This window comes from Aeromonas enterica (assembly GCF_054052465.1).
Genome location: NZ_JBSTYL010000027.1, coordinates 27,122 through 49,955, shown reverse-complemented (window position 1 = coordinate 49,955; position 22,834 = coordinate 27,122). Strand labels below are relative to the sequence as shown.

Sequence of the window (22,834 nt, the reverse complement as noted above, 5' to 3'; positions counted from 1 at the left end):
AACTAGGCCTCTTTTCTCAAATTTTCGGCAAATCCCCAGTACTTAGATTCCATCAAGTGAGTAACGCCCAGCTCGGTCACTCCGCGATCATTGAGCAATCCAGCATTTCTCAGGCGCGACATATTTTCAGGCAGATCGAAGCTGGCTAAATTCAATAGTGGCACTCCATTTGTCTTCAATCTGCTCAGCAATTCCTCAGTCGTAGCAACATTAAACCCGTAGCAACACACCAATACAGTGGCATCCTGAGGACGTATAGCATCTTCTTGAGGCTTCTTTTCTTCAACCTCAGTAGTAACAGACTGCACCCCACAATGTCGCTCGACCTTAGCCAGAAAGTCGTTCACTAGTGCAGCCTGATCCAATAAACTAATCGACCAAAGCGGTAGTGTTGTTGCTGCGATCAAGCCGCTATTGGAATGGGTTTTCCAATATCGAGTATGGCTAGCCAGTTCACTCGCAGAGGCTTGCTCTATGCATTCGCCCTCAATACCACGCAGCCGGTACGAGACCTCATCCTTAAGCAAGTTCTCCAACGATGGCTGTTGATCCGCAACCAGAAATAACGGTACCAACTCAATCTCCCAGTCGAGAAAATGGGAAATACGCCCCTCCTTGTAGGGTGGGAGCAGCAGTAATGAACAACCAGGTTGGCGTACCCAAGCTGCACACTCTTCCTGCAAATCTGGCGATGCCTGCAACTGCTCACCAGTCATCAGAACAAAACCTGTCTGCGGTAAGCCATGCTCGGGCGACAAGTTAATATCCAACAAGCTGGCTAAAAAGCGGCCTCTGCGGTGCGCCTGCAATTCCGGGGTCAAATAAAGCTTCACGTATTCCCCCCGAAATAGAGTTTCATTTTCAGGATGCCCTTGGCCACCAAAGCCTCTTGCGCGGTTTGTGAAAGTACTGGGCTTTTGCCCTCGGCTATCACCTTCGCCAATTCTTCCCAGCCTTTGAAGTCAAGCCCCGTCCCGCTTAACAACTGAGTTGCTTTGGCTTCCCACTGCGCTTGCTGCACATCTATCGTCACATGCAGGTCATGCAAGGAAAGTGGAGATAAGCTACTCAGGCTAATTGCCGTTGGTGCAGCTTCGTTACAAGCAGCGAACAGTGGCATTAGCACCGGAAGGTAACGATCATTGGTCTGACGGACCAAAGTCTCACGATGAGACAGAATCGTATTGTCAATCTTCGTGATAGCGCCGCCAATAACATTCAACTGAGTTTGGATGGGATTCAATAAACGATCCGGAACATCACGGATGGCGCTGAACTGCCCCTTGCGTGCTTGCTCTCGGAATTTCTCACGTTCGCTCTTCGCCGTGTCAGCCAAGTCTTCAAACGCATCGCCAATCAACACCAATTTTTGTGTGAGTGCTGCTAGCTCTTGTCCGTGTGCCGGTGTCGCGTAATCTGCAGGCATGGGCTCCAAAACTCGCGCAGCCTCTGCACATCGCCCTTGCAACTGTGCAAGGTATTCGGTGATCTCGACAAATTTTTTCTTGCCTGCTCTGTAGCTACTGGCAATGCAGCCAAGGTTCTCAGCCAGACCCAAAGCAGTTCCATTGTCGATATTGACGCCCGCTTCTTCAGCGAGCAGGCGCAGGCGATCCGCCGCCTTGTCCAGTTGAAGTGAGCGCAGAAAATGCAACAAGGTGTCTGAGCTCGCCGTGCCCTCTGCCGTTGCGGTACCGCTGGCGTTGTGTTGCTGCAACGCCCCATCAAGAATGTTGGTCACCGTCTGTAGCGATAGGGTGAATAGGCTACGCGGGAACAAAGGCAGATGTTGTGCTTCAGCCTCAATGTCGGTGATCAGATGATCAATGCCTTGTTTGATGTGAGATGCTGCCTTCTCAACATAATCCGCAAACAACCGGGCCTGTTCGATGCGCTGATAGAGCGATTGGCCCTTATCGTCGAGGCGTAGGGTATTGATATTACCCAAGGTAATCTCAGGCACGCTCTCCGGTTTGACACCTGCAACGCGCTGCAACACTTCATAACGTCCGGCGAGTAGAGTGGGCATTTTCTCAGCAATAGCAGACAAATCAGCGGCACCTTGCAAGGCGAGCGCTTCTTCACCGACCTTCAGTGCGTCAAAGGCGCAGCGGGCCGCCTTGAGCAATTCGTGCGCTTCCACCGTTTCAGTACCGGTGGGTGACTTACCCAAGGGTGCGAAAAGGCCAGGGATCCGGTCATAACCGAAAACACGTTCCAACTTGGCAACCACAGCCTTGTAGCCGTCAGCCCCGTCGCCATTAAACCAGTTCTGCGCCTCGTTGATGGCGTTATCCAGCTTGGCACGCGGCAGGCTTTGCCATTTGGCGGTTGCAGCAGTTGCATCTTGTAGCTGCAACAAATACAGCTCCCCGCACCACCACATCCAGTCGTCAAACACGTTCTTGGCTGTCACGTTGGCATGTTGCAAATAGCCCCAATACCAATCGCGCTTGGCCTTATCCAACGTCCATTCCTGAATACTGGCTGGATTCGCTATACGAGCCAAAAAGTAGGGAAATATTGCTTGCGCCTGCTGCGGGTTAGCCAGATCGCTAAACAAGCCTGCGTGATCTTCCTTAGTGAACCCTAAGCTCAAGAGTTTGTTTGGCAGCGTCAGACGTTGCATCAGTGATGCGATAGCTTCGGCATCAATGCCGTGCCGAGTTTCCAAATCATGCAAGCCCGAGAGCTTTGGCTCCTTGAACATAAATAGCGTCCAAGCTCGCAGTAAAAGATCGCGCTCTTGAGCATTGACCTTTCCAGTCGGTTTGAATGGCCACGCAATCAAACCGCGCTCATTCAAGCGGGCACGCCATTGGTGGATCGCTTGATAGGCAAAGTCGCGCAGGGCATTGAGTTTGTTCTTGAACTTACTGGTCAGTCGTGACTCATCCAGTACCAGGCCCTTGCACTGCTCGGGCGAGAGACCGATGCGTTCCAACTGGTCCACTTCGCTAGGGTTCAGGTAATAGAGCAGCAAATCGTCTTTAAGCTTTTCGCTGACATCGCCTCGGTTGTACTGTTCCATCAAGTGCGTCGATGCTGTGAATGCCATCACCGGGAAGCGGCCTTCATCCGAGTGGCGCGTGGCCGCCAATTGATGCAGGCGATCCAGCTCCTCACGGTTGTTCACCCAGACAAACCACGCCAGATTGTCCGGGTGCAGCTTCAATCCCTCGCAATACAACAAGCCTCCACGCTGACCTGCCCCTTGCCCACGCAAACTGGTTTGAATGTGCAAATTCTCTTTGTTGGCGAGGCTGGCCTGTGCGTATTGCCAGTTCTTGTCTAACAAACGCATTAACCCGATCAGGCGAGCAGTCCAGCGCAAACCCGGGTTGTGGCTACTGGCCTGCAAGAAGGTCTTTATCGCCGCCTCGTGCAGATCCGCATCCACTGGGTCGCGGAAGATCATCGAGTTGTGTTGCTGGTTACGGTAGCGCAAATCCAGTCGCAACAGCATTGCCACGCTGGGGCCAATATGGGTGGCTTCATCATTCGGAATGAACTGATCGCCGCCAATCAGCTTTTGCCAAAGAGCATCAGCGGCGAACTCTACGGCCGGGTGGTCATAGAGCAAACTCAATAGATGCTTGAACTCTCCGCGTGACAGCGGCATCAGCAGCACATCTTTCTCTGCCTCATTGATGGCAAAGGTACGCAGGTTTTGCAGCAGGGCCGTGAGGCTGAGTGCCTGCTCGACAGCAGGGTACAGCCATTCATCCTTTTCACGTTTGAACTTGGCATCGATCAGCGCCTGGCGGCATTGGATCGCGTCAAATGGCATCTTGCGATACAGGCTAGCGACCGGTTCGCCATCTTCATTGACCAACTGCAACAGCTCTTTGCTACGCGTTGGTGTGGCCCCCAGCGCCACGGGTAGTTGGCCGTACAGCAACTCCTGCGCAACGGCACGCAAATCGTGGTCGCCGGTTTTGATGCCCTCTATGGCGTGCTTGTCCAACACATGCTCGGCCACACGCCCTGAACTCTCGATCACGGCATCGAACAGCTCACCAATATTGGTCAGTGGCTTGCCCGCTGCCTCATACTGAGCCAGCACCGCATCCACGTTGGCCATGATCACGTTGAACCAACCAAAGTTGGCACCGCTCATCGCATAGGCAGCTTCCACCAGCCCGGTCGGGTAATCGTGGGCCAGCTTACGCTCTGCCTGAAGTTGCGCCACATAGTCAGATACATCGGCAAACGCATTGTGCTCCAGCTCCACCAGTTCAAAACGGCGGGCGACAGACTGGATCTCGCGCAGCTGCTGGCCCAGCAAAGGCGAGCACAACGCCACATACCGTAGCCAAGGCAGCTTGCGTCGTGGGTCCTCTTCCTTGATGGCTTTGCCGATCAGGCGGATGGCTTGGCCGTCGAGTCGCTTGGCATCGTCTTGCTCCAAGCCAAAGGTGGCCGCCTCTGCCACGGTTTCCAGCTCGTCCAGCACCACCAATACATAGCCAATGCCAAACTTTTGCAAATAGCTGTAGGCTGCCTGCACCAGGCGCACAACCAAGCCCTCTTCTTCGTAGAGTGCCTCCTCAGAATGGGCCTGATCCAACTCCAGGCATTGCGCCAGTTGCTGAGGGTCGAAGCCTGCCGGATTCAACCGATGTAGCGCCTGTTCGGCGATCTTGCTCTGAATAGAGCCATCGAACGACCCCGTTGCCAACGGCAGTAGCGCCTTATAAAGACCATAGCCGAACCAGTTATCCGAGTTCTGGTAGTCAGAAGCCACCTGCGAATAGCGGATATACAGCGCCAGGTACTTATCTTGCGTGGCCTGATCAAACAGCTTTTTATCTTCCAGCTGCACACCGTCTTCGCGCACAAACCAGCCTTTGGAGCAATCATTGATCTGGGCGATCAGCTCATGTCCCAGACGCGATTTACCGCGCCCCCATTCCGCCTCCACCGCAAACACATGGGCAAAATTATCTGCATCCTGATCCACGGTATGAATAAACGTGCGGTAGCGCTTAAAGAAGCGACTTTGACCCACCAGCGGATCACGGGGTGGGTAGTCGGAAACACCGGTAGCCGCCCAACTGTGGCGACGAGCCATACCAGCAATATCCGCAGCGGTAAATTGATCGCTTTTATTCATCTGTAACTTCCCCCTGAACCGCGTACTCTGCCTCTGGTTCGCGGACAGAACGGTGTTGATAGACTTGTTTGTGTGCTTGATACAGGGCCTCGGCACTGAGACGTACGGCCTGCCACAGCAGTTTGCCAGTTCGGTTAAAGACTTTGCTTGCAGGTAGGCTGTAACACTGATCAGAGAATTGCGGATGGATCTGGTACTGACCCAACTGACTACTTGCTCCGTCCTGATAACGCCAGACGGCGTGCTTGAGCAACAAACCCACCAGCGGCGAGAGCTGGGTATTTAATTCTGCCGGGCTCGGCTGAGCGGGAAAGCAGGCCACCCCCAAACGGTCCAGGGTATAGAGAAGCAGATCGGCCAGCGTGCCACAGCGCACCTCGTCGCCTTCAGGGCCAATCACATTAACTGCAATTGCAGCCGGGGCAAACGCGTCTTGACTTGCGGGCAGCTCCAATAGCAAACCACCCCGGTTTTCTGCACGCCAGGCATCCTGCGCATAACTCAACATGGTCAGCAGCAAAACCCAAGGATGCGCGAGTACCCAAGCCATGGTATTGCCTTCAGCCAATTGGGGGGAGGCATCACCGGATAACAGCGCACGAGTGTCAATCTTAAGCCTTGATGTGGGTAAGGCCAGCAGCCGTCCCTTGACCCAATTCTGCTCTGCCTGGATACCGCAGACATCCACGGCCAGCAGGGCTGGCAACGCATCCTGATGCTCAGCCAATTCTGCTGCCACAGCCAAAATACGGAGCAGCGCAGGCGTTGCTGCCGCCTGCTCAAAACTCATTCCCAACAATTCACGTTCTTGTGCGGCATAAGGGCTGGCATCGATCGCCGCATTAGACAAGGCAGCTTCAACCCAGGCTGCGGATTTACCCAGCCCTGACACCAGCTCGATCAGGATTGCGCCCTCCGCCATCTGCCCAGCCTCCTTACACCGGGCTGCGGCAATGGTCAGCCAAGCAGCCCGAAGCTCGGAGTATTGGGCAAGGAGAGCGCAAAGCAGTTCAGCATCGCTGGCCAAGGCAGGTCGTGCCGCCAGCAGGCGCTGACTGATGACCCAACCGATGAGCTTGCCCTCCTCTCCATCCCCCGCGACACTTGCTACCAGCGGATGAACCAAACCATGCAGCGGCAGATCGGTATCGCGCTTGTTGGCAGCCATCAACCCCGTGGCCAGCAAAGTACCCAAACGCGGGATTAAGACGGTCAAGGCGCAATTCATCATTCCACCTCAGCCAGCGCCAGCAGACTGTAAAGCTCATCCAGATCGCTAAATAGCGCGGCACCTTCACCATCGATACCGTCCGTCTTCAAACGGCCCAGAATATTGCGATCCAGCCCATCGTTACCGGCTTGTAGCGCTTGCTCAGCCGCGATCAATTGCGCTTCGGTAATTTGGCCTTCAATAAGATCTTCAACAAGTAGTTTTGCTGCGTTGGTTAATCTCTTAGCAAGTTTTGTAGCCTTGTCAGAAACCCGAATCTGCTCTCCAAGAACTCTTTGAAAACGGATATCAAAATCGGCAATTGGTAGGTTTCTAAGTGATGTACTAGATAAGTTCAGCTGCCCGGTGGAGCCATATACCCCTTTCTCAATTAGCCTCTGGCCAGTGTAAGTCCGGAGGTATGCGACAACGAATCCAGGATCAGCCTTTGAGGAATCAATACGCACAAGGAATAATGAGTCCGTAATATATGTCTCTTCCAGATCAAGAAAAATTGATGCTCGCCCAACCGTTCCTGCGCCTTGGCGTGTAACTAAAACATCATTTTCTTGCAGCCTGATGATCCTTTCATTCTTTTCGTGAGATGGATCAACAGTCTCGTACCCCTCCTCTTCAATATAGATATCCCTAGTCTGCTTTGACTTGATACATTTCCTTCCGGCCTCAGAGAAGTGAGGAGTTGCACCTTGCCGAATTGACTCAGTGCATAAGTTTTGTAACTTGCAATGATTAATCGCGGTTACCGCAGAATATGCCGATATGATGGGAGGACGATAAGTCTGGGCTGATAAAAAATCATCTACATCATCGATATTTACCACACTAACATGAAAATTTTCTCTATCGATGTCTACTGACCCCATTGTATTACGCCCAATGGCAGCGGCAAGACTTGCTGAAAAATCACCTTCCAAATAACCTTCTGCCAGCACTTGCCTCACAGATGAAAGTCCCTCATCTGCGTCTCTAGTTGCGGCCTCAACTATTTCCAAAACAACACGTTCAGGAATTTCACCAACTAGGATTGCATCGATAAACGCAGGGACTCTTGAGCCAACTTTCGCCCAAGTACGCAGCCGCTCAGCTTGGCGGACTTTGTCGCCGATGTATTTTTGAACGAAACTTTCAGGTTTGAAAACCATCAATTCCCTGATGGCATCTGTCGATGTGGTCGGTTGGGCAACCGTTTTAAGCTGGCGCTTTAATTGTTGCAAACCAAAACTTGATGCAGCGAAAGAATAAATGTAATACGGATCCGCCAAGTCGCCTTTGGTGCAAGCAATTATGATATTCGGGGAAATGCTGGACTCTCCCTCAATTATTGCGATACATGGATCACCAACGCGCCCAAAATAAATATTGGTACCTTGATAAATTTTTAGCCCATTTGCTGCAAGATTTTTCTTTGGTACCCGAACCAAGGAGCTGTCGTCAAACACATGGGAAGAGATATTGACTGGCCGAATAAACGCCACGCCATCTTTTGCGTAGAGTTCATCGGCAATAGCATTTCCGCCAAACGGCCCACAAGCAACCGAGTCAACAAGAGTGTCAAGTTTAACCGCTCCTTTTTTCTTCAAGGCCTTTTCCATGGACAGAAAGGCAGGCCGATAAAAACCGGCATCAAGGCGCTCTCCTAGCAAACTGTTACTGACAGATACTGCAAACATCACTCACCCCGCTTATAAGCGCCAACAATCTTGTCGAGATCATTGGGCACGCCTGCCGAGTAGTCCTCGATATTGTTTTTCACCACATAACCCAGCGTCTCCGCGACCGCCATAAACACGTCGCCTTGCGGCTCGGGCAGAAACTGCTCGGGCTGATCTTTGCTGGCATGGCGTTTTTGCAGATAGAGCACCGAGGTCTTAGCGCCGGTCCCTGACAATTTGAAGGTATCGCCAGGCAGCGAGATGACCGCCTTGACGATGGCCTTACCGCCTACAAACTGGCCGGTTTTTTCGTCCTTGCTGCCCATGATGTACTCGCGCACATAGCGGTCGCCGGAGTTACACAAGACCCCATCAGGCAACACAATCAGCAAGCGACCACCGGGTTTGAGCATCTGCAGGCAACGGTCGATAAACAGCACTGCCGGGTCGATAGATCCCCCTTTAACAGGGGTCCATTCACCTTTATTGTTTGGCGAACTCCCCAAAGCCAATCCACTCACAGTAGGGAACAGTGAAAACTTCTCTTTTTTCCCTGTGGAAACGTTTCTAAGGTCAGTTCGGTAATTCTCCAGGATCTTGTCCATGTTTTTGGCATATAACGCTTTTGACTCTTGCCCCTTTTTGTCGGAGCTGAACTTAGGCGTGCCAAACGGCGGGTTGGTGCAGATCAAATCAAAGCTGTTGGGCTTGAACGCCTTGGTTGTAAGCGAGTTGTCGGTATAGAAAATTTTGGCTTTGGGCGCCCCTTGCAACGCCATATTGACCCGGGCCAGCATCACCATACGTGGCGCAGCGTCAGCACCGGTAAACGCGGTATCGCGCAGGGTTTGTTTGAGGTTCTGTTTCTGGGCATCACTCATACCACCCAGGTGGTCAACCACGCTTTCGATATGGCTGAGGGCCACTGAGCCAAAGCCAAAAGAGCCGCAAGTGGGATCGCAAAACCGGAAGGCACCAGAGGTGAGTTGCTCCATCGCGGCGTTATCTTGCTGGATATCGTACATGGCAATTTCCAGCATGGCCTGTTTGACCGGATTAGGGGTGAGATACACCCCCAGGCCACCTTTGGATTCAAAGTTGGCACGCAAAAACACATCAAACACCCGCCCCAGCAAATCGCCCGCCACATCGGCCAGAGTGCCAACCTCTTTGCCTGCGATGACGCGGCCCTGGTTATCGGTTACCGGCCCCAGATCTTGCATTGCCTCCAGCAAGGTGCGGTAGTTTTCTGGTTTCGCCAAGCGCAAATGAGCATCTTCCGGGAAGATAGCATTACGGCTACCGTCATCGCTGACCACCACATAATCTTCGTGGGCCTTGAACGCTTCGAATGCGGCCCTGATTTGCTCGACGGCCTTATCCCCGTGCTTGGCTACATAGCGGTGGTCAAACACTTCGCGAAAACGCAGAGTTTGGCCTTCATGGTCGGTAAAGCTGAGTTCATCGCCATGATGGACACGGAAGGTTTCAAGGAACAGCAGCTTGGCCACTTCTTCGATGATGTCGTTCTTGTCATTGACACGGTCTTTAACTGTTTGGAACACCTGCTCGTGGAAGGCATCAAAGCGGTGCATCAAACGGGTGTAGATGCGCATCGACCAACGGAAGGTCGGGTCTTTCTCCAACTTTTCATAGTTGCGGATCAGCTCAATTGACGGCACTTCATCCACCGAGTGAGTCCCATCACTGCCATCGACACCAAACAGGCTGAAGCAGCGCTTGTTTTTGTCATCTTGTAGATGGGCAAAGACTGGCCAATCACCTTGCACACTGCCCAACAGCTCGTAGGCAAGCAGATCCAGCTTATCCTCGCGAGAGTAGTCCCAATGACCTGACTCCAGAGCGATCAATAATACCGGTGGCGTTTGGTTACCCTGATCAATGCCCCAGACCAGGCCTGCTTGCAGGAAATCATGGTCGCTCTTGAGCGGGGTATGTTCTGTATATTCTCGATATTGGGTACGGATGGTTTGATACAGCTGATCCAGTGTCGGTGTTGTCATGGGTCTTCAATTCCTAGTTAGTCTGTTGAAGCCAGCTTCAGCAGCGGGCCTTTTAATTCGAGTCGGTTATCTTGTTGCGCGGCACTTCGCAGCATGGGCTCTGTCGCCAACATGCCTGTAGGCAATTTGCTGATAAGTTGCACCAATGGCATGGGACGCCCCGCTTTTTGCAACAGTGCGACCAATTCATCAGCCAAGGTTGGTGTGGAAAGGCTTTGATGTTCACGTAACGTCCAAGCCCTCTCTCCACCGGGCAACTCACATTGCTGCAGTAGCGAAACACAAGAGAGCCAGAGCCTCAGCTGGGCGGTACTCCACCCCAGCTGATGCCATTGAGGACCATACTCCATCCAGAGTTGTTCTGACGTGACGGCCCCCCCCTTCAAGCTGGGCAAAATAAGCTGGAATACATCTGTCGTGTTCATGCGCCACCCTCGCCCATGTCATGGAATGAAGAGGGTGCAGGAGCGCGGTAGCCGGGCGCAAGGGTGGCATTAACTACACCGTACAAAGCAAGGGGATCTCGAAGCCACAAGCGATATTCATCGCCTCGCAGGGAGTGATCTGGCGAGCAATCCACACTCCATTTACGCAATATATAGCCGACAGTCGCAGCACGTAGTTTGACCTTTAGGATGCCCCCTTGCATGGCATAGTCCATTGCAGTGATCTCGGGTCTAGGCTGATCTGGATGAGGTACCAGCTCCAGTTCAACAACACGGTTCCATTGAATATCTTGCTCGCTACGTTCATGAGCAACCACCGCCTGCCCTTCAAGCACGCTCGGATGCCGAATGCGGGTGATGACGAAATCACGAAATTCTTGAGTCTTACGGTCAAAAGCCCGGACATGCCAGCGCAAGCCATTGTCGATCAAGGCAAAAGGAACGATTTCCCGCACTGTTTTTCCACTGGAAATCGAGTGATAGTCAATGCGAAGTGGTACCGCTTTATGAATTGCCCGCGTCACACAGGCAAGGACATCCAAGTCAGGGTGAGTCAATCGTGATGGGTTATCACTGACAACCCATGCCATAAGGATACTTGGTTCCCCATCACCAAATCCCTGGGTCAACCACGACAACACCCGCGCCACCGGAAAGTCAAAAACCGGCCTGAATGCAGGACCTAGCACATAAGACTTGCCCTTGATGTCGTAGTCGATATTGCCAGGCGCCAGCTCTTTATAAAGGGCCAGGTCACGGGATGCTGCCGCTGACTGAATACCAAATCGCGATACCAGATCTTGGCGACGCATTTCCCCAAGGAAGCGTATGCGCAGCTCTACAAACGCGAGTCGGTCTCGTTGTGGCTGAGTCAGTGCTGCCAGTTGATCTTTCAGCATTAATAAAGGCTCATTTGAATTTACTTACCCTATCTATTGGGTGCAGTATATCGACAGCCATAGAATGAGTCCAACGCATCTCAATGGTACCAATATGTGTTGCATTATGATCACTATTTAATTGTGTATCTGAGTCATGTCTTGCCTCAAGTGACTGATATGTAATCATTATCAATATGGTTTGTGCATCACCAGCACTTGAAAATTTACAGGATACTAGATGGACCTACCGACCCTAGAGCGCAAGCGTGGCTCGTACACCGCGAACCTGCTTGGAAACATCAGAAGCCACCTGGCGGGACTTCAGGGCTATGACGTCATGGCCCTTGAGCTAATTCAGAACGCGGACGACGCAAAAGCGGAATCTGTGGTTTTTGACGTCACAGATCAGGGTCTTATTGTCTTCAATAGCGGGTTGTTCACTTACTGTGGCGATCTGGACAAACCGTGCGCGTTTCTTGCCGAAGATAATTACAAGTGTGACTACCACCGAATCACGGATGTCGGCAGTGGCGGTAAACTCTCTCGCGGCGAGAACATTGGCCGATTCGGTATTGGTTTTGTTTCGACATACCAGGTTACGGATCACCCAGAGATCCGATCCGCTGGAATCAAATTGCAACTGCATCCCGAAAAAGGACAATGGTTCGTCGAGTCATTCGAGCAACCTGAGGGCACCACGTTCTTCTTGCCTTGGGCAGACGATCCAAATACTCAGGCACGCTTGGCGCTCGGAGTGTCGCATGTCAGCACTGCACACATTGATCAGCTTGTCGCAGATTTTCAAAAGGTCCTGCGTAAGAGCTTGTTGTTCTTGAGGCATGTCCGAACTGCAGAGTTGTGCAGAAATGGGAAGTTGTTGCTGGCCTGCGATTTAGATCGCACGGATGGGTCGGATCTGAGCGCTAGTTTTCGCCCGAGTGGTGAAGTAGAGCATTGGCATATCTTGCGGACTGATGCGGCTTATTCTGCAGCGCGGCTGTATGCCACACACCCTCAACTAAAGTCCCTTGGTCGGGGCACCAAGATCAGCATTGGCTTGAGGATCAATCCAGAGCCGCTTGCAGAGGGACTGCTCTACGCGTTCCTGCCAACCGAACAGTCGACCGGTCTGCCTCTGCATATCAATGCAGACTTCTTTCCAGAGTCAGATCGAAAGGCCGTGATTTTTGCTGGGCACCAGCATGAACAGGCCTGGAATGAGATGCTCATTGATGTCGCAGCAACAGCGCTGGCCAGAGACCCTGAGGGTCTTCTCAAGATGCTCGGCGACGTTCAGTTTTGGCAGATTATGGCGCGAGCGTTTGATTTGTCGAGACCATCAAATCACCCGGCCTGCTTCAAGCGATTTTGGGAGCGAATACTGACCACAGCCTCTCAAGCGCGCATTGCTCCTGCACAAGATGGGAGTGTTCATATTCCCAGTGACGTATTCTTCCCTGATAAAGCACTGAACTCTACTCAAGTCAGTGCATTGAAGGAGGTTGGCGGACAAGTCATCACCGAGGATTTGCGGCCATTCAGAACAGCAGTCAATCAATTGGGCGCACCATTTCTGACGTTTGAACGCCTTGTTGGGCTGCTGGAGCAAGCTATGCCACCGCAGACGGCTGGCACACTGCAGGTGGAAGAAGATCGGCTTGAAGGGTTCTATCGTCCGCTATGGGGAATGATCAACGAGCTGTTCCCCGAGGCAATAACGCCCCCTCCCGCCACGAAGGCTGCCATTCAGCGGTTGCTGGCGATTCCTTTTGTTGTCACTGAAGACCTGTACGCCGTTACGATCAGCCAGTCTTTTGTCGCGCCCGCAGCGTTGGAAGCTGGGCGGGTGGCGTCACTATTGCCAAGGCTGGCCATTGCATCGCGCCACGTCCTTGGATTCCCCAAGATCGCACGACAAATTCGCCAACTAGAGCTTGGCGCAGTCGTCAGCCACCTCAGTTCGATGTGCGCTACCGATGCCATCGAAGATGTCATCGGCGTTGAGCAAGAAGAGTTGCGTGACCTGTATGCGATGTTTGCTGATCTGGACTACAACGGCAATGGCGACGCAGCGGTGTATCAATCACTTCGAAATCTGCCAATTTGGCTCTCAGGCCGAGGTCTGATCAAAGCGTCACAAGCGCTATTACCGGGAAATTTCACCGACCCTACTGGCCAGGCCGATCTTTTAGAAATCTCTGTTTTCTCTGCGTCCGCCAGAGAGTTCGTGTCGAGCAAACTCGACGTTCAAACGCAGACCATTGAAGCATTCGTGCAAAACGTCTTACCGAGATTCTTCAATGAAGAAGGACCTCTGGATGCATCCAAATATGTCCGCCTTATTGGCGAAATAGCCAACTATCCGGCGCTCGTGAATGATGAAAACATTCGTAGGATATTGGGGGCACTGCCGATCATCCCCACGCAGGACGGGAATTGGTCGCTCCCCACGAAAACCTACAGACGCACCGATGATTTGGTGAGGGTTCTTGGCGATGCTACGAGCCTTTGGCTCGATACCAGTCGTGTGCCAAACACGCATTCAGTTCACTCTTTCATTGACAGCATTGGACTTCGTCGATCCCCCATGGCAGAGCATCTGGTTCAGCGGATGCTTTTTATCGCAGAAAAATACCTTCCGACCGAAGATGCAAAAAGAGCTAGTGCCGAGGCCTTTTATATCCTGTGCGACCGCTTCGATGAATGCAAGGAACAGCCGTTCTTTCTGGACGCCATTAACAACCTCAAGAGATCGCGATGCTTCCCTGCGATTGATGACGAAGAGGAATGGTATTCCGCGAACTTTCTGTATGCGCCTTACCGCGCCGAAGCCTTCTCGTCGCAAGCATCAGTGCTCGATTTTCGGAACATGGCAAGGCTCAACCGTGACTTGCTGAAAAAGTTAAACGTTGCGCTGGAGCCAGAAACTTCGCTGGTCATCAATCACCTTCGGCATTGCGTATCGAAAAAATCACCAGCACCGTTCACCACGTATCAGATACTAAACGAGAGATCGAAAGACGAAGGCTCTTCCATTTCAACGCTGTCTGGGGAACCGTTCATCTACATTGAAAGCCAGAGGGGCTATGTGCGCTCCAACCAGCTGTTCTGGATGCCCCAGCAGCTTGGGAGCTATGCGTTCACCATTCCTGGCAACCTCGAAGCGTTCAAGCCCTTGTTTAATGCAATTGGCGTGAAGAACGTCCCTGAAGGACGAGACTACGTCGACATCCTGCTAGATATTGTTGGTGAATACTTCGAACAATCCAAAGCACTGACTGGCTTAGACCGAGCGGTCTATGACGTCTGCCTGAGTAGCGTTGCAGCCGCCCATGAACATGAGGAGCTGACACAATCAGACTTGCAGCGACTGCGGGAGGCTCCAACCATTTTGAACGTATGGGGCCTGCTTACTCATCCGGACGAAGTCCTACTTCAGGATAGCGAGTGGCATGCAGGATTCTTTTGCGGGGAACTCGATCAAGCCTTGTGCAAACCAGCTCCTGAGCTTTGGCCATTCGTAGAAGAAGTCGATGTCAAACGGTTGAGTGAGAGCGCGCAGGTTGCCCTTGAATTCGTTGATGGTCCGCAAGCCGACGAAACCCAACTTGCCGAAAAATTGATGGACAGGCTAGACATCCTCACCCGTTTGCTTCATGACAAACCAACAACTGTTAGAAAGAAAATTCACAGAGCTCTTTCGACGTTGACGGCGGTTAGCCACGACATTGTCCGCATCCAAGCATCGGTCCATATTGCAGGGGATCAGGTAGTAGCGCCGCCAACGCCAACACAGGCGTTCTACGACATCGAGAATGGGCGCTTGATTCTCGCCCGCCCAGTTGGCGATCGGAGTTGGGCTCACGTCCTCAATGCGTTGTTCCACCAATTGATGCCAGAAGAATCAGGCGGCGAAATCTCAAAGCTGACGCTAAGCGTTCGTCCCCTTATGGGAATGACAATAGAAGAAGCACATCGCGAATTGAGTGATGCAGGTATTCCATTTCTAGATGCAGAGATTGGGAAGGGAAACACTGAAGATCTGACGTCGCCGGAACTCGATGAGATGGGTGGCGCAACGGACCCAGATAACTATGAGGAAACTCAGCCAGCACCTACCTCAGTTGACAATTCTGCCGAACAAGCCGACGAGGCTCATGGGGGCAACGACAGAAATCAGCAACAGAGCGAGTCAGCGTCTTCAAATGGAGGAAGTTCCAGAGAACAACCGTGGCGTGAATCAGGATCTAGCAGCCCAGGCCGTAGCGCCCCTGAAAGCAATTCTTCTGCAACTGACGTTGGCGGCAAACATCGTTCTGGTGACAGTGAGCGGATCGCGAAGAAACCCCGCCCGAAACACAAAGAACAATGGGATAGGCGTCTACTTTCCTATGTTCGGCAACGGCAAGAGGAATCTGCGAACACTGGTGTTCTGGACGGCCCCTCCGAGCACAATTTGGCGATCGAGGTCGTGGCTCGCGAGGCCGTATGTGCCTATGAAAAGGAGCGCGGTCGCATGCCAGAGCAAATGGCACAAACGCATCCTGGATACGACATTATCAGCATCAACCCCGTTACTGGCGAAGACCGGTTTATCGAAGTGAAGGGCGTCAATGGAGAGTGGAACCAAACAGGTGTCGGGCTATCACGTCTCCAGTTCAGCAATGCACTAGATTATGGGGACCGTTACTGGCTGTATGTGGTCGAATTTGTTTCTGACCCCGAGCACATGCGTGTGCACCCAATTCACAGCCCCGCAACCCAAATAACGGCCTTCATGTTCGATGGCAATTGGCGGGACGCGGTAACCGCGGAGCGAGCAGATCCATCAGCACTGTTTATTCCTGGCACACGGATACAGCATCAGGACATGGGGTGTGGAGAAATTCAAGATGTAGTCACTCGCGGCAACACCAAGCTGCTTACGATCCTGTTTGATGGCAAGTCGCAGGCGACCCCATATGTGACTTTGAATTTGCATCGCATGCGCATATTGGGAGACTAAGATGACGAAAATGATTCCTGAACTTTCTGAAGTGCAGCTCAATGAGCTGCCATCACAGGCCGAGGCGAAGGTCTATCGGGCTCTTAGGGACAAACTTCCGAACGATTACGTGGTTTTTTTTCAAGTTGGGTGGATACTGCGACGACAGGAAGAACAAGCGAAGGATGGGGAAACCGACTTCCTGGTTTGCCATCCCGACCATGGATATCTGTGCATTGAGGTCAAAGGCGGTGGCGTAGGTTTTGACGCGGTCAGCGGCGAGTGGTTTTCAGTGGACCGCCACCATCAGAAGCATACTATCAATAACCCTATCGGCCAGGCCCTTAAGGCCAAGTATTCGATCCGTTCGAAACTGAATGAGCACCCACGATGGCAAGATCTATCCCTTGGGAATGTGCTTCGTGGCCACGCGGTGTTCTTTCCCGACTTGGGTGACACCCATGTACTGAGTCGACCGGACATGCCTGAAGCTTTGATTGGTTCTGCAAAGACACTCCAAGACCCGAAATCGTGGATCGATGGAATCTTTGCCTATTGGGGCAACGATGTCGAAAGTTTTACGCCGATAGGTCGCCGTGGAATCGACGTAGTCCGTGATGTATTTGCGAGATCCTTTGTCGTCACTCCGCTAGTCGCGTCGCGGCTTGCCGATCAGGAGGCACGCAGACTGATGCTCACGAAAGACCAGATGCGAGTTCTTGACTTCCTTCGTTCACATCGAAGAGCCGCAATCAGCGGTGGCGCGGGTACAGGCAAGACCGTCTTGGCGCTTGAAAAGGCGCGTCGCCTTGCTTCCGAGGGTTTCAGAACGCTACTGACTTGTTATAACCGGCAGCTCGCGGATCACCTTTCAAGCCTTTGCTCAGGCACCCGAAACCTCGATGTGATGAGTTTCCATCAACTGTGCCACCGTCAAGTAGAGAGAGCCAACAGAACCTCTGGGCGAGACCTTGTTGCTGAGGCAAAGGTCACCTATCCAGGCAAGGATCTCTACGAGGTACAACTACCTAATGCGCTCGGATACTCCCTCGATATCCTTCCAGATCGTTACGATGCCGTCGTTTGCGATGAGGGTCAGGATTTCCGTGAGGAATTCTGGGTGCCGCTTGAGCTGCTTCTAACTGACTACGAAACTAGTCCGCTGTATGTGTTCTACGACGACAACCAGAATTTGTATGCCCGTGCAGGGACTTTTCCAATCCGTGAAAAAGCATTCTCACTGACCACGAATTGCCGCAATACGGCACCTATTCACGAGGCTGCCTACAAGCACTACAAGGGCATTCCAGTGAGTCCACCTGATATCCAAGGTGACAATGTTCAGCTTGATGCGTCGCCAAACCGAGACGCTCAAGCTGCGAAGATCAATGCCCACATCGTCGACTTGATAGCGAGGCAGGGCGTAGCGCCCGGTGACATCACGGTGCTGGTGGCCGATGCCTTGCACAAAGCCGAGTACTATGCTGCCATGAGAAGGCTTCCGTTGCCGAAGCCCGCTATTTGGCTGGAGGAGGGGGTCAGAGGCAAGACCACAGTTCTGACCGACACCATTCAACGATTCAAGGGACTCGAATCGCCAATTGTTATCTTGTGGGGTTTGGACACCATCGATTTGTCACAACGACAAGAGTTGATGTACGTGGGGATGAGTCGGGCGAAGTCTCTACTGATCATCGTAGGGCGAGTTGCAACTTGCGAAGCATTCAAGTAGTAATTCTATAACGTACAGACCAAGCAGCATTTTACGTGATGTTCTTCACAAATCCTGCCCCTTCGTCCCGAACGAGATTGCAATGCTGGCTCTTGAACTTTAATTCACTCTTGCACATTCAGTCATCCTTAATCACATCGCAGTCTTCATCCCTGTTGGGTGGATTCACAAACGTGACTGTCGATTTCACCTGCATGCTCCCGTGGTTAACGCCAGAGTCTTCTCGCCGCCCCCCATCGCCATACTTCTTGGGAGCCAGCTTTGAGGCCAGCCATTTACGAGCATCGATCTGCAGGCGGGCACGAGCAATCACATCATGGTTAACTTTTACGTTCCCGTTGGCGTCGAGGAAGGTGTCATTGCTGCCGTCATCGGCGATTTGGAGGATCTCGTCGGCCAGTTTGTCGGCCAGATCCTCGCGCGCGCACGCGTAATGGTCCCTAAATTCTACGTAGCGTTCATCAGCCAACCAGCGCATCACCATGGATTTGGACGGCATACCCGGACGAGCCAACACTGCGCGTAGACTCACCCCATCAGCAATGGCGCTACATATGGCCTCCCCCAACTCGTTTGTGTATGCGCTCCGACGGCCTCTTGTTAACGTCTTGGGATTCGACGTATTGGTTTCCACTGTGGAAACCTGAGGAGTGACAACTGGGATCATAACTTGAGTTGTGGCATTTACATGTTCAGCGCCACTGATAGGGGCCTGAGGTATACCTGAAGATGAGGTAACGTTAACGGGTGTTGTGACTCTTGACCATTTGTGCGTCTTGGCCCGCTTGTTAATGGCGGTATGTGAAATTCCGTGATCTAGCGCTATCTGGCGCACACTCTGGCGGCCAGCACAGTACGCGAGTTCGATACCGTGCCAGTCTGGGGAATCTGTTGAATGCATAGGGGAATAGATCATAGGCGACCAGTATTTACGAGGAGGCAGGTAGGTATCCAGCCCTACAGGGGGAGTCCCGTCAGTGCAAACGCAGCTGTGTGTGGCAAGAAGTTGTCTGTGATAGTCACTTGGTCACTGTTTTGATAAACATAGCGCCATCATTGGGCTAGCAGCAAGTGACCGTGATTTTTCATGGTCTCTGGGAGTCACTCACATCACTCTTTTGAGCACTGCTTTCACTGATCCACTCATTGCGTCATCTCCCATCTGTCATCCATCAAGAAGCATCAGGGCAGTGACCCAGTGACAAACAGTGACCATGAATCAATGTTGGTCACTGCATCCCAACCCGTGCAGGACAAGACATTCACACAGTAAAGTGACTCAGTGACTATGAAATGGGGTATGCCCCTCCCCTCAAGTTAGAAAAAAAGGCCCCGCAAGGAGCCTTCTTGTCATCGCCGTTTGGCCTCATTAAGTCATATTGGCCTACAGGGCCCGCGGAAGGTACTCCTCTGCCTGTTCGGTGAGTACAACATTGGTTTGAGTGTGACCATTGGTCTTGTGCTTCTTGTACTCCGCGCCCAGCTCCTTTGCAGCCTGTTTGACGGCTTTGCTGAATGAATTAAGCGAGAGTGGGCGGTTCAAGCCGTGGTACTCCAGGTAAGCCAGGTAGAGGTGATAAAGGAATTTTCTCGGCTCATCCTTCAAGGCGACATTTCCCCCCATATAGAGCCCCTTCGGCTCAGCCAGAAACGCCAAGGTGGCGCAAAAGTCGAGTACGTGGTCAGTCTCGCGCTTCACCGCCAGCGCATCAGCCCCATCCCGTTGCTCCTCCAGCAGACGCTTGGCCTGGTCTGGGTCGGCAAACCGGGTCAGCAGATGGCGAATGATCACCGGTAACTCAGCGGCAATCTTGTCGCCAAGCGCCCCATCCCGATCAGCGGATGCCACCACTCGTCCGAAGTGGAAGATCACCCGGCGACGAGCGATCCCCCCATTGCGCTCGTTAAAGACCATCGGTACGTTGTTGGTGGCCAGCAACACAGCTGGGATCCGGGTGCTGAAAATCGTCTTGCCTTTAGGGTTGACCGATACTTTATCCCCGCCAGTGATCGCCTTGAGCACGTGGCCATCGCCAACGTACGAAGGTTGGTCAGGCAACAAGATCAGGCGTTTGTTCCAGACGTTCTCCAGACCAAATTGGTCCTCAAGCAGTTTCATCGAGCTACTACCCACATTTTCTTGGCCAACCAGCAGTTCGCACAGTGCCGCCATGACCGATTTGCCACTGCCGCCTTCCCCCGTCACCTCCAGGAACAGTTGCCAGTCGTAGCGATTCGCCAGCACCATGAACAGCGCCGCGTTAATGCGATCCATCTTGGCCACATCATTGTCGGTTGCATAGCTCAGCCACTTCATAAAGTGGGGGGCACAATGCTCCAGGGTTTCCCCCACCAGCGGCTCGCTGTACTCGATCCCGTTGTGAGCCAGCAAACCATCGACGAGGGAATGCAGGCGAAACGTGCGGAGCACTAGGTCATAGACCCCATTGGCAAAACCAATCAGGTTGAGCGTAGGACGCGGTATTTTATCAAGGCCCAGTTTCATGGTTTCAACAGCAGCGTTGATCACACGGGCACTGTATTTGGCGCCTTGCTGCTTAAACATTGCCGTCATACAGCGCGCAAGCACCGCATCCGGCATCGGCTCCCACAGGCTGCCGGTGTAAAGGTACACCAGGCTCGTGTCGACATTGATGGCCAAGGGTTCCAGACTAGCAGCCAGTGCCTCACCGCGCTGGCTGGCACTCATCTGATCCAGCATCAGCGCCGCGTCGCCCTGCTCAGAGCGCAGAGAAACAACATTGGCTGACAGCAGGGAACTTGTTTTTTGGCTGGCCTTCTTATTGGCCAGCTGTTGACGTTTCGTCGGAGCTTGGCGTGGCTCCTGCATCCCCTTCTGGTGCGCACTGGCAATAGTCGCCTTGACCTCCTGTGCAGATTGGCCAGACGCCATACCAGCAGCCAACAACTGACGCTCAGCGTCGGCGTGGCAGATCTCTCCACCAGCGACCAGTTGCGCCACCCCCAGCGCCTCCCGGTTGAGCGTCTCGTTACGGCTCCCCATCGGCGCGCTGACAATCGCCTCACAGGCACTCGTCAACGCTCTCTCACCATAGCGGCTGGTCTCTGCGGAGCTGACCATGGGGGCCATCACCTTTGGCTCATGCTTGGGTTTGGTGATCCACGTCAACAAGGTAGAAGGTGCCTCCGGCAGAGCGGCCAGTTGGGGGATGGTATCGCCGCGCAGCACCTTACCGGCTTTGATGTAGATCAGCTGATTGCCGGTCTTCACATCTACGCCCGCCAGTCCATTCGCGTTGTTGACGCTCTGCTTCAAGCTGGCAAGGTCTACCCCAGCAGGCAAGCGGAACAGCCAGTGATACGAACCGTCCGGCTGGCTATCGGTGAGCATCCGATACTGGTTCGCGGGGGTATCGCCCGGCAGCCCCAGCATCGCCAACAGAACATCAGGGGAAGGTGCCTCGGCAGCCTTGTTTCCATCCAGATCCAGCAAGATCATGCCATCCAAGCGAACACCAAACAGGGTGTCATCCTTGCGCACCATGAAGGACGGGTAGCGCTGCTCATTGCCATAGGGTTGCGGATTGCCGTTGCACTGACACGGAATGACTGCGTGGGCGTTGGCCTCGATGTTGGCAGCCTTGGTTTGCAGGGAGGTGCTCATTTCTCCCCCCCGAACAAGCGCAGAACGGCGAGCTTGTGATTGAACAGTGACACGCCGTCATCGTTCTCATAGCCTTCCTGAAGGCGGCGCAGCTTCTCGATGAGCTCACTGTTCGTGCTATGGGGGGCATCATACAGTGCGGACTGCCCACGAATAGTTCCCTTGCAGCTTCCCCCCGATGCTGTACGACACATGCTTTTGCTTGCCAGCAAACGCGCAGGTGCTACGCTCTCAGCGTCAGGTTTAACTATCTGGCCAATATCAAACATGCCAATCGAAGAGGCCGCCGTACCATGGCGGCTCTTTTTTGCGTAATTGGTGACTGTCATCCTCGCCTCCTTACGCCTCACGGCTCTTCTGAATCTGAGCGATGAGCCAGGCTTCCAACTCCTCTTCAATCCAACCAACGGCTTTGGCGCCGATGGACACCGGTTTGGGAAAAGTCGGGTCATAAACATTGGGGCACTTCGGATTGGGACGCATTTTGGCGTAGATGGTAGAGCGTGAGAGTCCGGTGCGGGCTTCAACCTCATTACGGCGAATAATGGTCAGAGTGGGTTTGCTTTCTTTAGCCATGTTAGTTATTCCCTGTCATGCACTGGAACGAAATGCACCAGCATGGCTCCTTATTTTTATCATCTCGCAATAAATCCCTAGCCCTACAGGGGTGAACCCCGTCAGAGACGCACTTGACAAGAGAAATTAAATGGCGACTAGGTGTGGATGACTTCCTGGAACAGCAGCGCAATCGGCTGTTGATCGGCGGAACCGGGACGGGTAAAACCCACTGGACCATCGCTATGGGACGCAATGTTGGTGGCTGGGGCAAGCGAGTGCATTTCTACACAGTGGTGGGTCTGGTCAACGAACTGGAGCAGGAGAAGGCGGCAGGCAAAGCCGGCCAGCTTGCCGTTCAGTTGGTCAATGTCGATGCGGTGATCCTGGACTAACTCGGCTATCTGCCGTTTGCCGAAAGCGGAGGCGCCCTGCAGTTTCATCTGATCAGCAAGCTGTACAAGCACACCAGCCTGCACTTAACCACCGCTCTGGCCTTCAGCAAATAGGGCAAGGTATTTACGGATAAGAAGGTGACTACGGCGATGCGGGATAGGATCATGCGAG

At 53.0% G+C, this 22,834-nt stretch carries 13 protein-coding genes and 1 pseudogene; 3 read left to right on the top strand and 11 right to left on the bottom strand.

Annotated features, from left to right (window positions below; all coding sequences use genetic code 11):
* Nucleotides 1–2: 2 nt before the first annotated feature.
* From ACW5XD_RS20610 to ACW5XD_RS20580, 7 genes are read right to left on the bottom strand one after another with little or no spacing between them, the layout of a single operon-like run.
* A complete protein-coding gene (locus tag ACW5XD_RS20610) occupies nucleotides 3–833 on the bottom strand; it encodes a hypothetical protein (RefSeq protein WP_456496488.1) in 831 nt (276 codons plus the stop codon).
* Nucleotides 830–5,116 carry a hypothetical protein gene (locus ACW5XD_RS20605; protein WP_456496487.1) on the bottom strand — a complete coding sequence of 1,429 codons (4,287 nt, stop codon included), beginning with the start codon at nucleotides 5,114–5,116 and terminating at the stop codon, nucleotides 830–832. Before ACW5XD_RS20605 ends, ACW5XD_RS20610 begins: the two co-directional genes overlap by 4 nt.
* Nucleotides 5,109–6,347 carry a hypothetical protein gene (locus ACW5XD_RS20600; RefSeq protein ID WP_456496486.1) on the bottom strand — a complete coding sequence of 413 codons (1,239 nt, stop codon included), beginning with the start codon at nucleotides 6,345–6,347 and terminating at the stop codon, nucleotides 5,109–5,111. Before ACW5XD_RS20600 ends, ACW5XD_RS20605 begins: the two co-directional genes overlap by 8 nt.
* A complete protein-coding gene (locus tag ACW5XD_RS20595) occupies nucleotides 6,344–8,017 on the bottom strand; it encodes a restriction endonuclease subunit S (RefSeq protein WP_456496485.1) in 1,674 nt (557 codons plus the stop codon). The genes ACW5XD_RS20600 and ACW5XD_RS20595 overlap by 4 nt, the downstream gene beginning before the upstream one ends.
* Entirely contained in the window at nucleotides 8,017–10,023 is a 2,007-nt protein-coding gene (locus tag ACW5XD_RS20590; protein WP_456496484.1) for an HsdM family class I SAM-dependent methyltransferase, read from the bottom strand. Before ACW5XD_RS20590 ends, ACW5XD_RS20595 begins: the two co-directional genes overlap by 1 nt.
* A 17-nt stretch (nucleotides 10,024–10,040) precedes the next feature.
* The gene (locus ACW5XD_RS20585; RefSeq protein ID WP_456496483.1) at nucleotides 10,041–10,448 is read right to left on the bottom strand and encodes a hypothetical protein; all 408 of its coding nucleotides are present in this window, start codon (nucleotides 10,446–10,448) and stop codon (nucleotides 10,041–10,043) included.
* On the bottom strand, nucleotides 10,445–11,368 hold the full coding sequence (locus tag ACW5XD_RS20580; RefSeq protein WP_456496482.1) for a WYL domain-containing protein: 924 nt from the start codon (nucleotides 11,366–11,368) through the stop codon (nucleotides 10,445–10,447). The genes ACW5XD_RS20585 and ACW5XD_RS20580 overlap by 4 nt, the downstream gene beginning before the upstream one ends.
* Nucleotides 11,369–11,588: 220 nt before the next feature.
* Here ACW5XD_RS20580 and ACW5XD_RS20575 point away from each other — a divergent pair, with 220 nt between their 5' ends.
* Entirely contained in the window at nucleotides 11,589–16,355 is a 4,767-nt protein-coding gene (locus ACW5XD_RS20575; RefSeq protein ID WP_456496481.1) for a DUF3883 domain-containing protein, read from the top strand.
* A gap of 1 nt (nucleotide 16,356) precedes the next feature.
* A complete protein-coding gene (locus ACW5XD_RS20570; RefSeq protein ID WP_456496480.1) occupies nucleotides 16,357–18,066 on the top strand; it encodes a DEAD/DEAH box helicase in 1,710 nt (569 codons plus the stop codon).
* 118 nt (nucleotides 18,067–18,184) lie between these two features.
* Here ACW5XD_RS20570 and ACW5XD_RS20565 read toward each other — a convergent pair whose 3' ends face one another.
* The 4 genes from ACW5XD_RS20565 to ACW5XD_RS20550 all read right to left on the bottom strand — a co-directional run bounded on the left by ACW5XD_RS20565 (nucleotide 18,185) and on the right by ACW5XD_RS20550 (nucleotide 22,288).
* Nucleotides 18,185–18,733 carry a terminase small subunit-like protein gene (locus ACW5XD_RS20565; RefSeq protein ID WP_456496479.1) on the bottom strand — a complete coding sequence of 183 codons (549 nt, stop codon included), beginning with the start codon at nucleotides 18,731–18,733 and terminating at the stop codon, nucleotides 18,185–18,187.
* A 717-nt stretch (nucleotides 18,734–19,450) separates the two neighbouring features.
* On the bottom strand, nucleotides 19,451–21,712 hold the full coding sequence (locus tag ACW5XD_RS20560; RefSeq protein ID WP_456496478.1) for a DUF5906 domain-containing protein: 2,262 nt from the start codon (nucleotides 21,710–21,712) through the stop codon (nucleotides 19,451–19,453).
* The gene (locus tag ACW5XD_RS20555) at nucleotides 21,709–22,041 is read right to left on the bottom strand and encodes a hypothetical protein (protein WP_456496477.1); all 333 of its coding nucleotides are present in this window, start codon (nucleotides 22,039–22,041) and stop codon (nucleotides 21,709–21,711) included. Before ACW5XD_RS20555 ends, ACW5XD_RS20560 begins: the two co-directional genes overlap by 4 nt.
* A 10-nt stretch (nucleotides 22,042–22,051) precedes the next feature.
* A complete protein-coding gene (locus tag ACW5XD_RS20550; RefSeq protein WP_427234282.1) occupies nucleotides 22,052–22,288 on the bottom strand; it encodes a helix-turn-helix transcriptional regulator in 237 nt (78 codons plus the stop codon).
* Between the two features lie 143 nt (nucleotides 22,289–22,431).
* Between ACW5XD_RS20550 and ACW5XD_RS20545 the strand changes: the two are divergent.
* Nucleotides 22,432–22,776: pseudogene (locus ACW5XD_RS20545) on the top strand (ATP-binding protein).
* The last annotated feature ends 58 nt before the right edge of the window (nucleotides 22,777–22,834 follow it).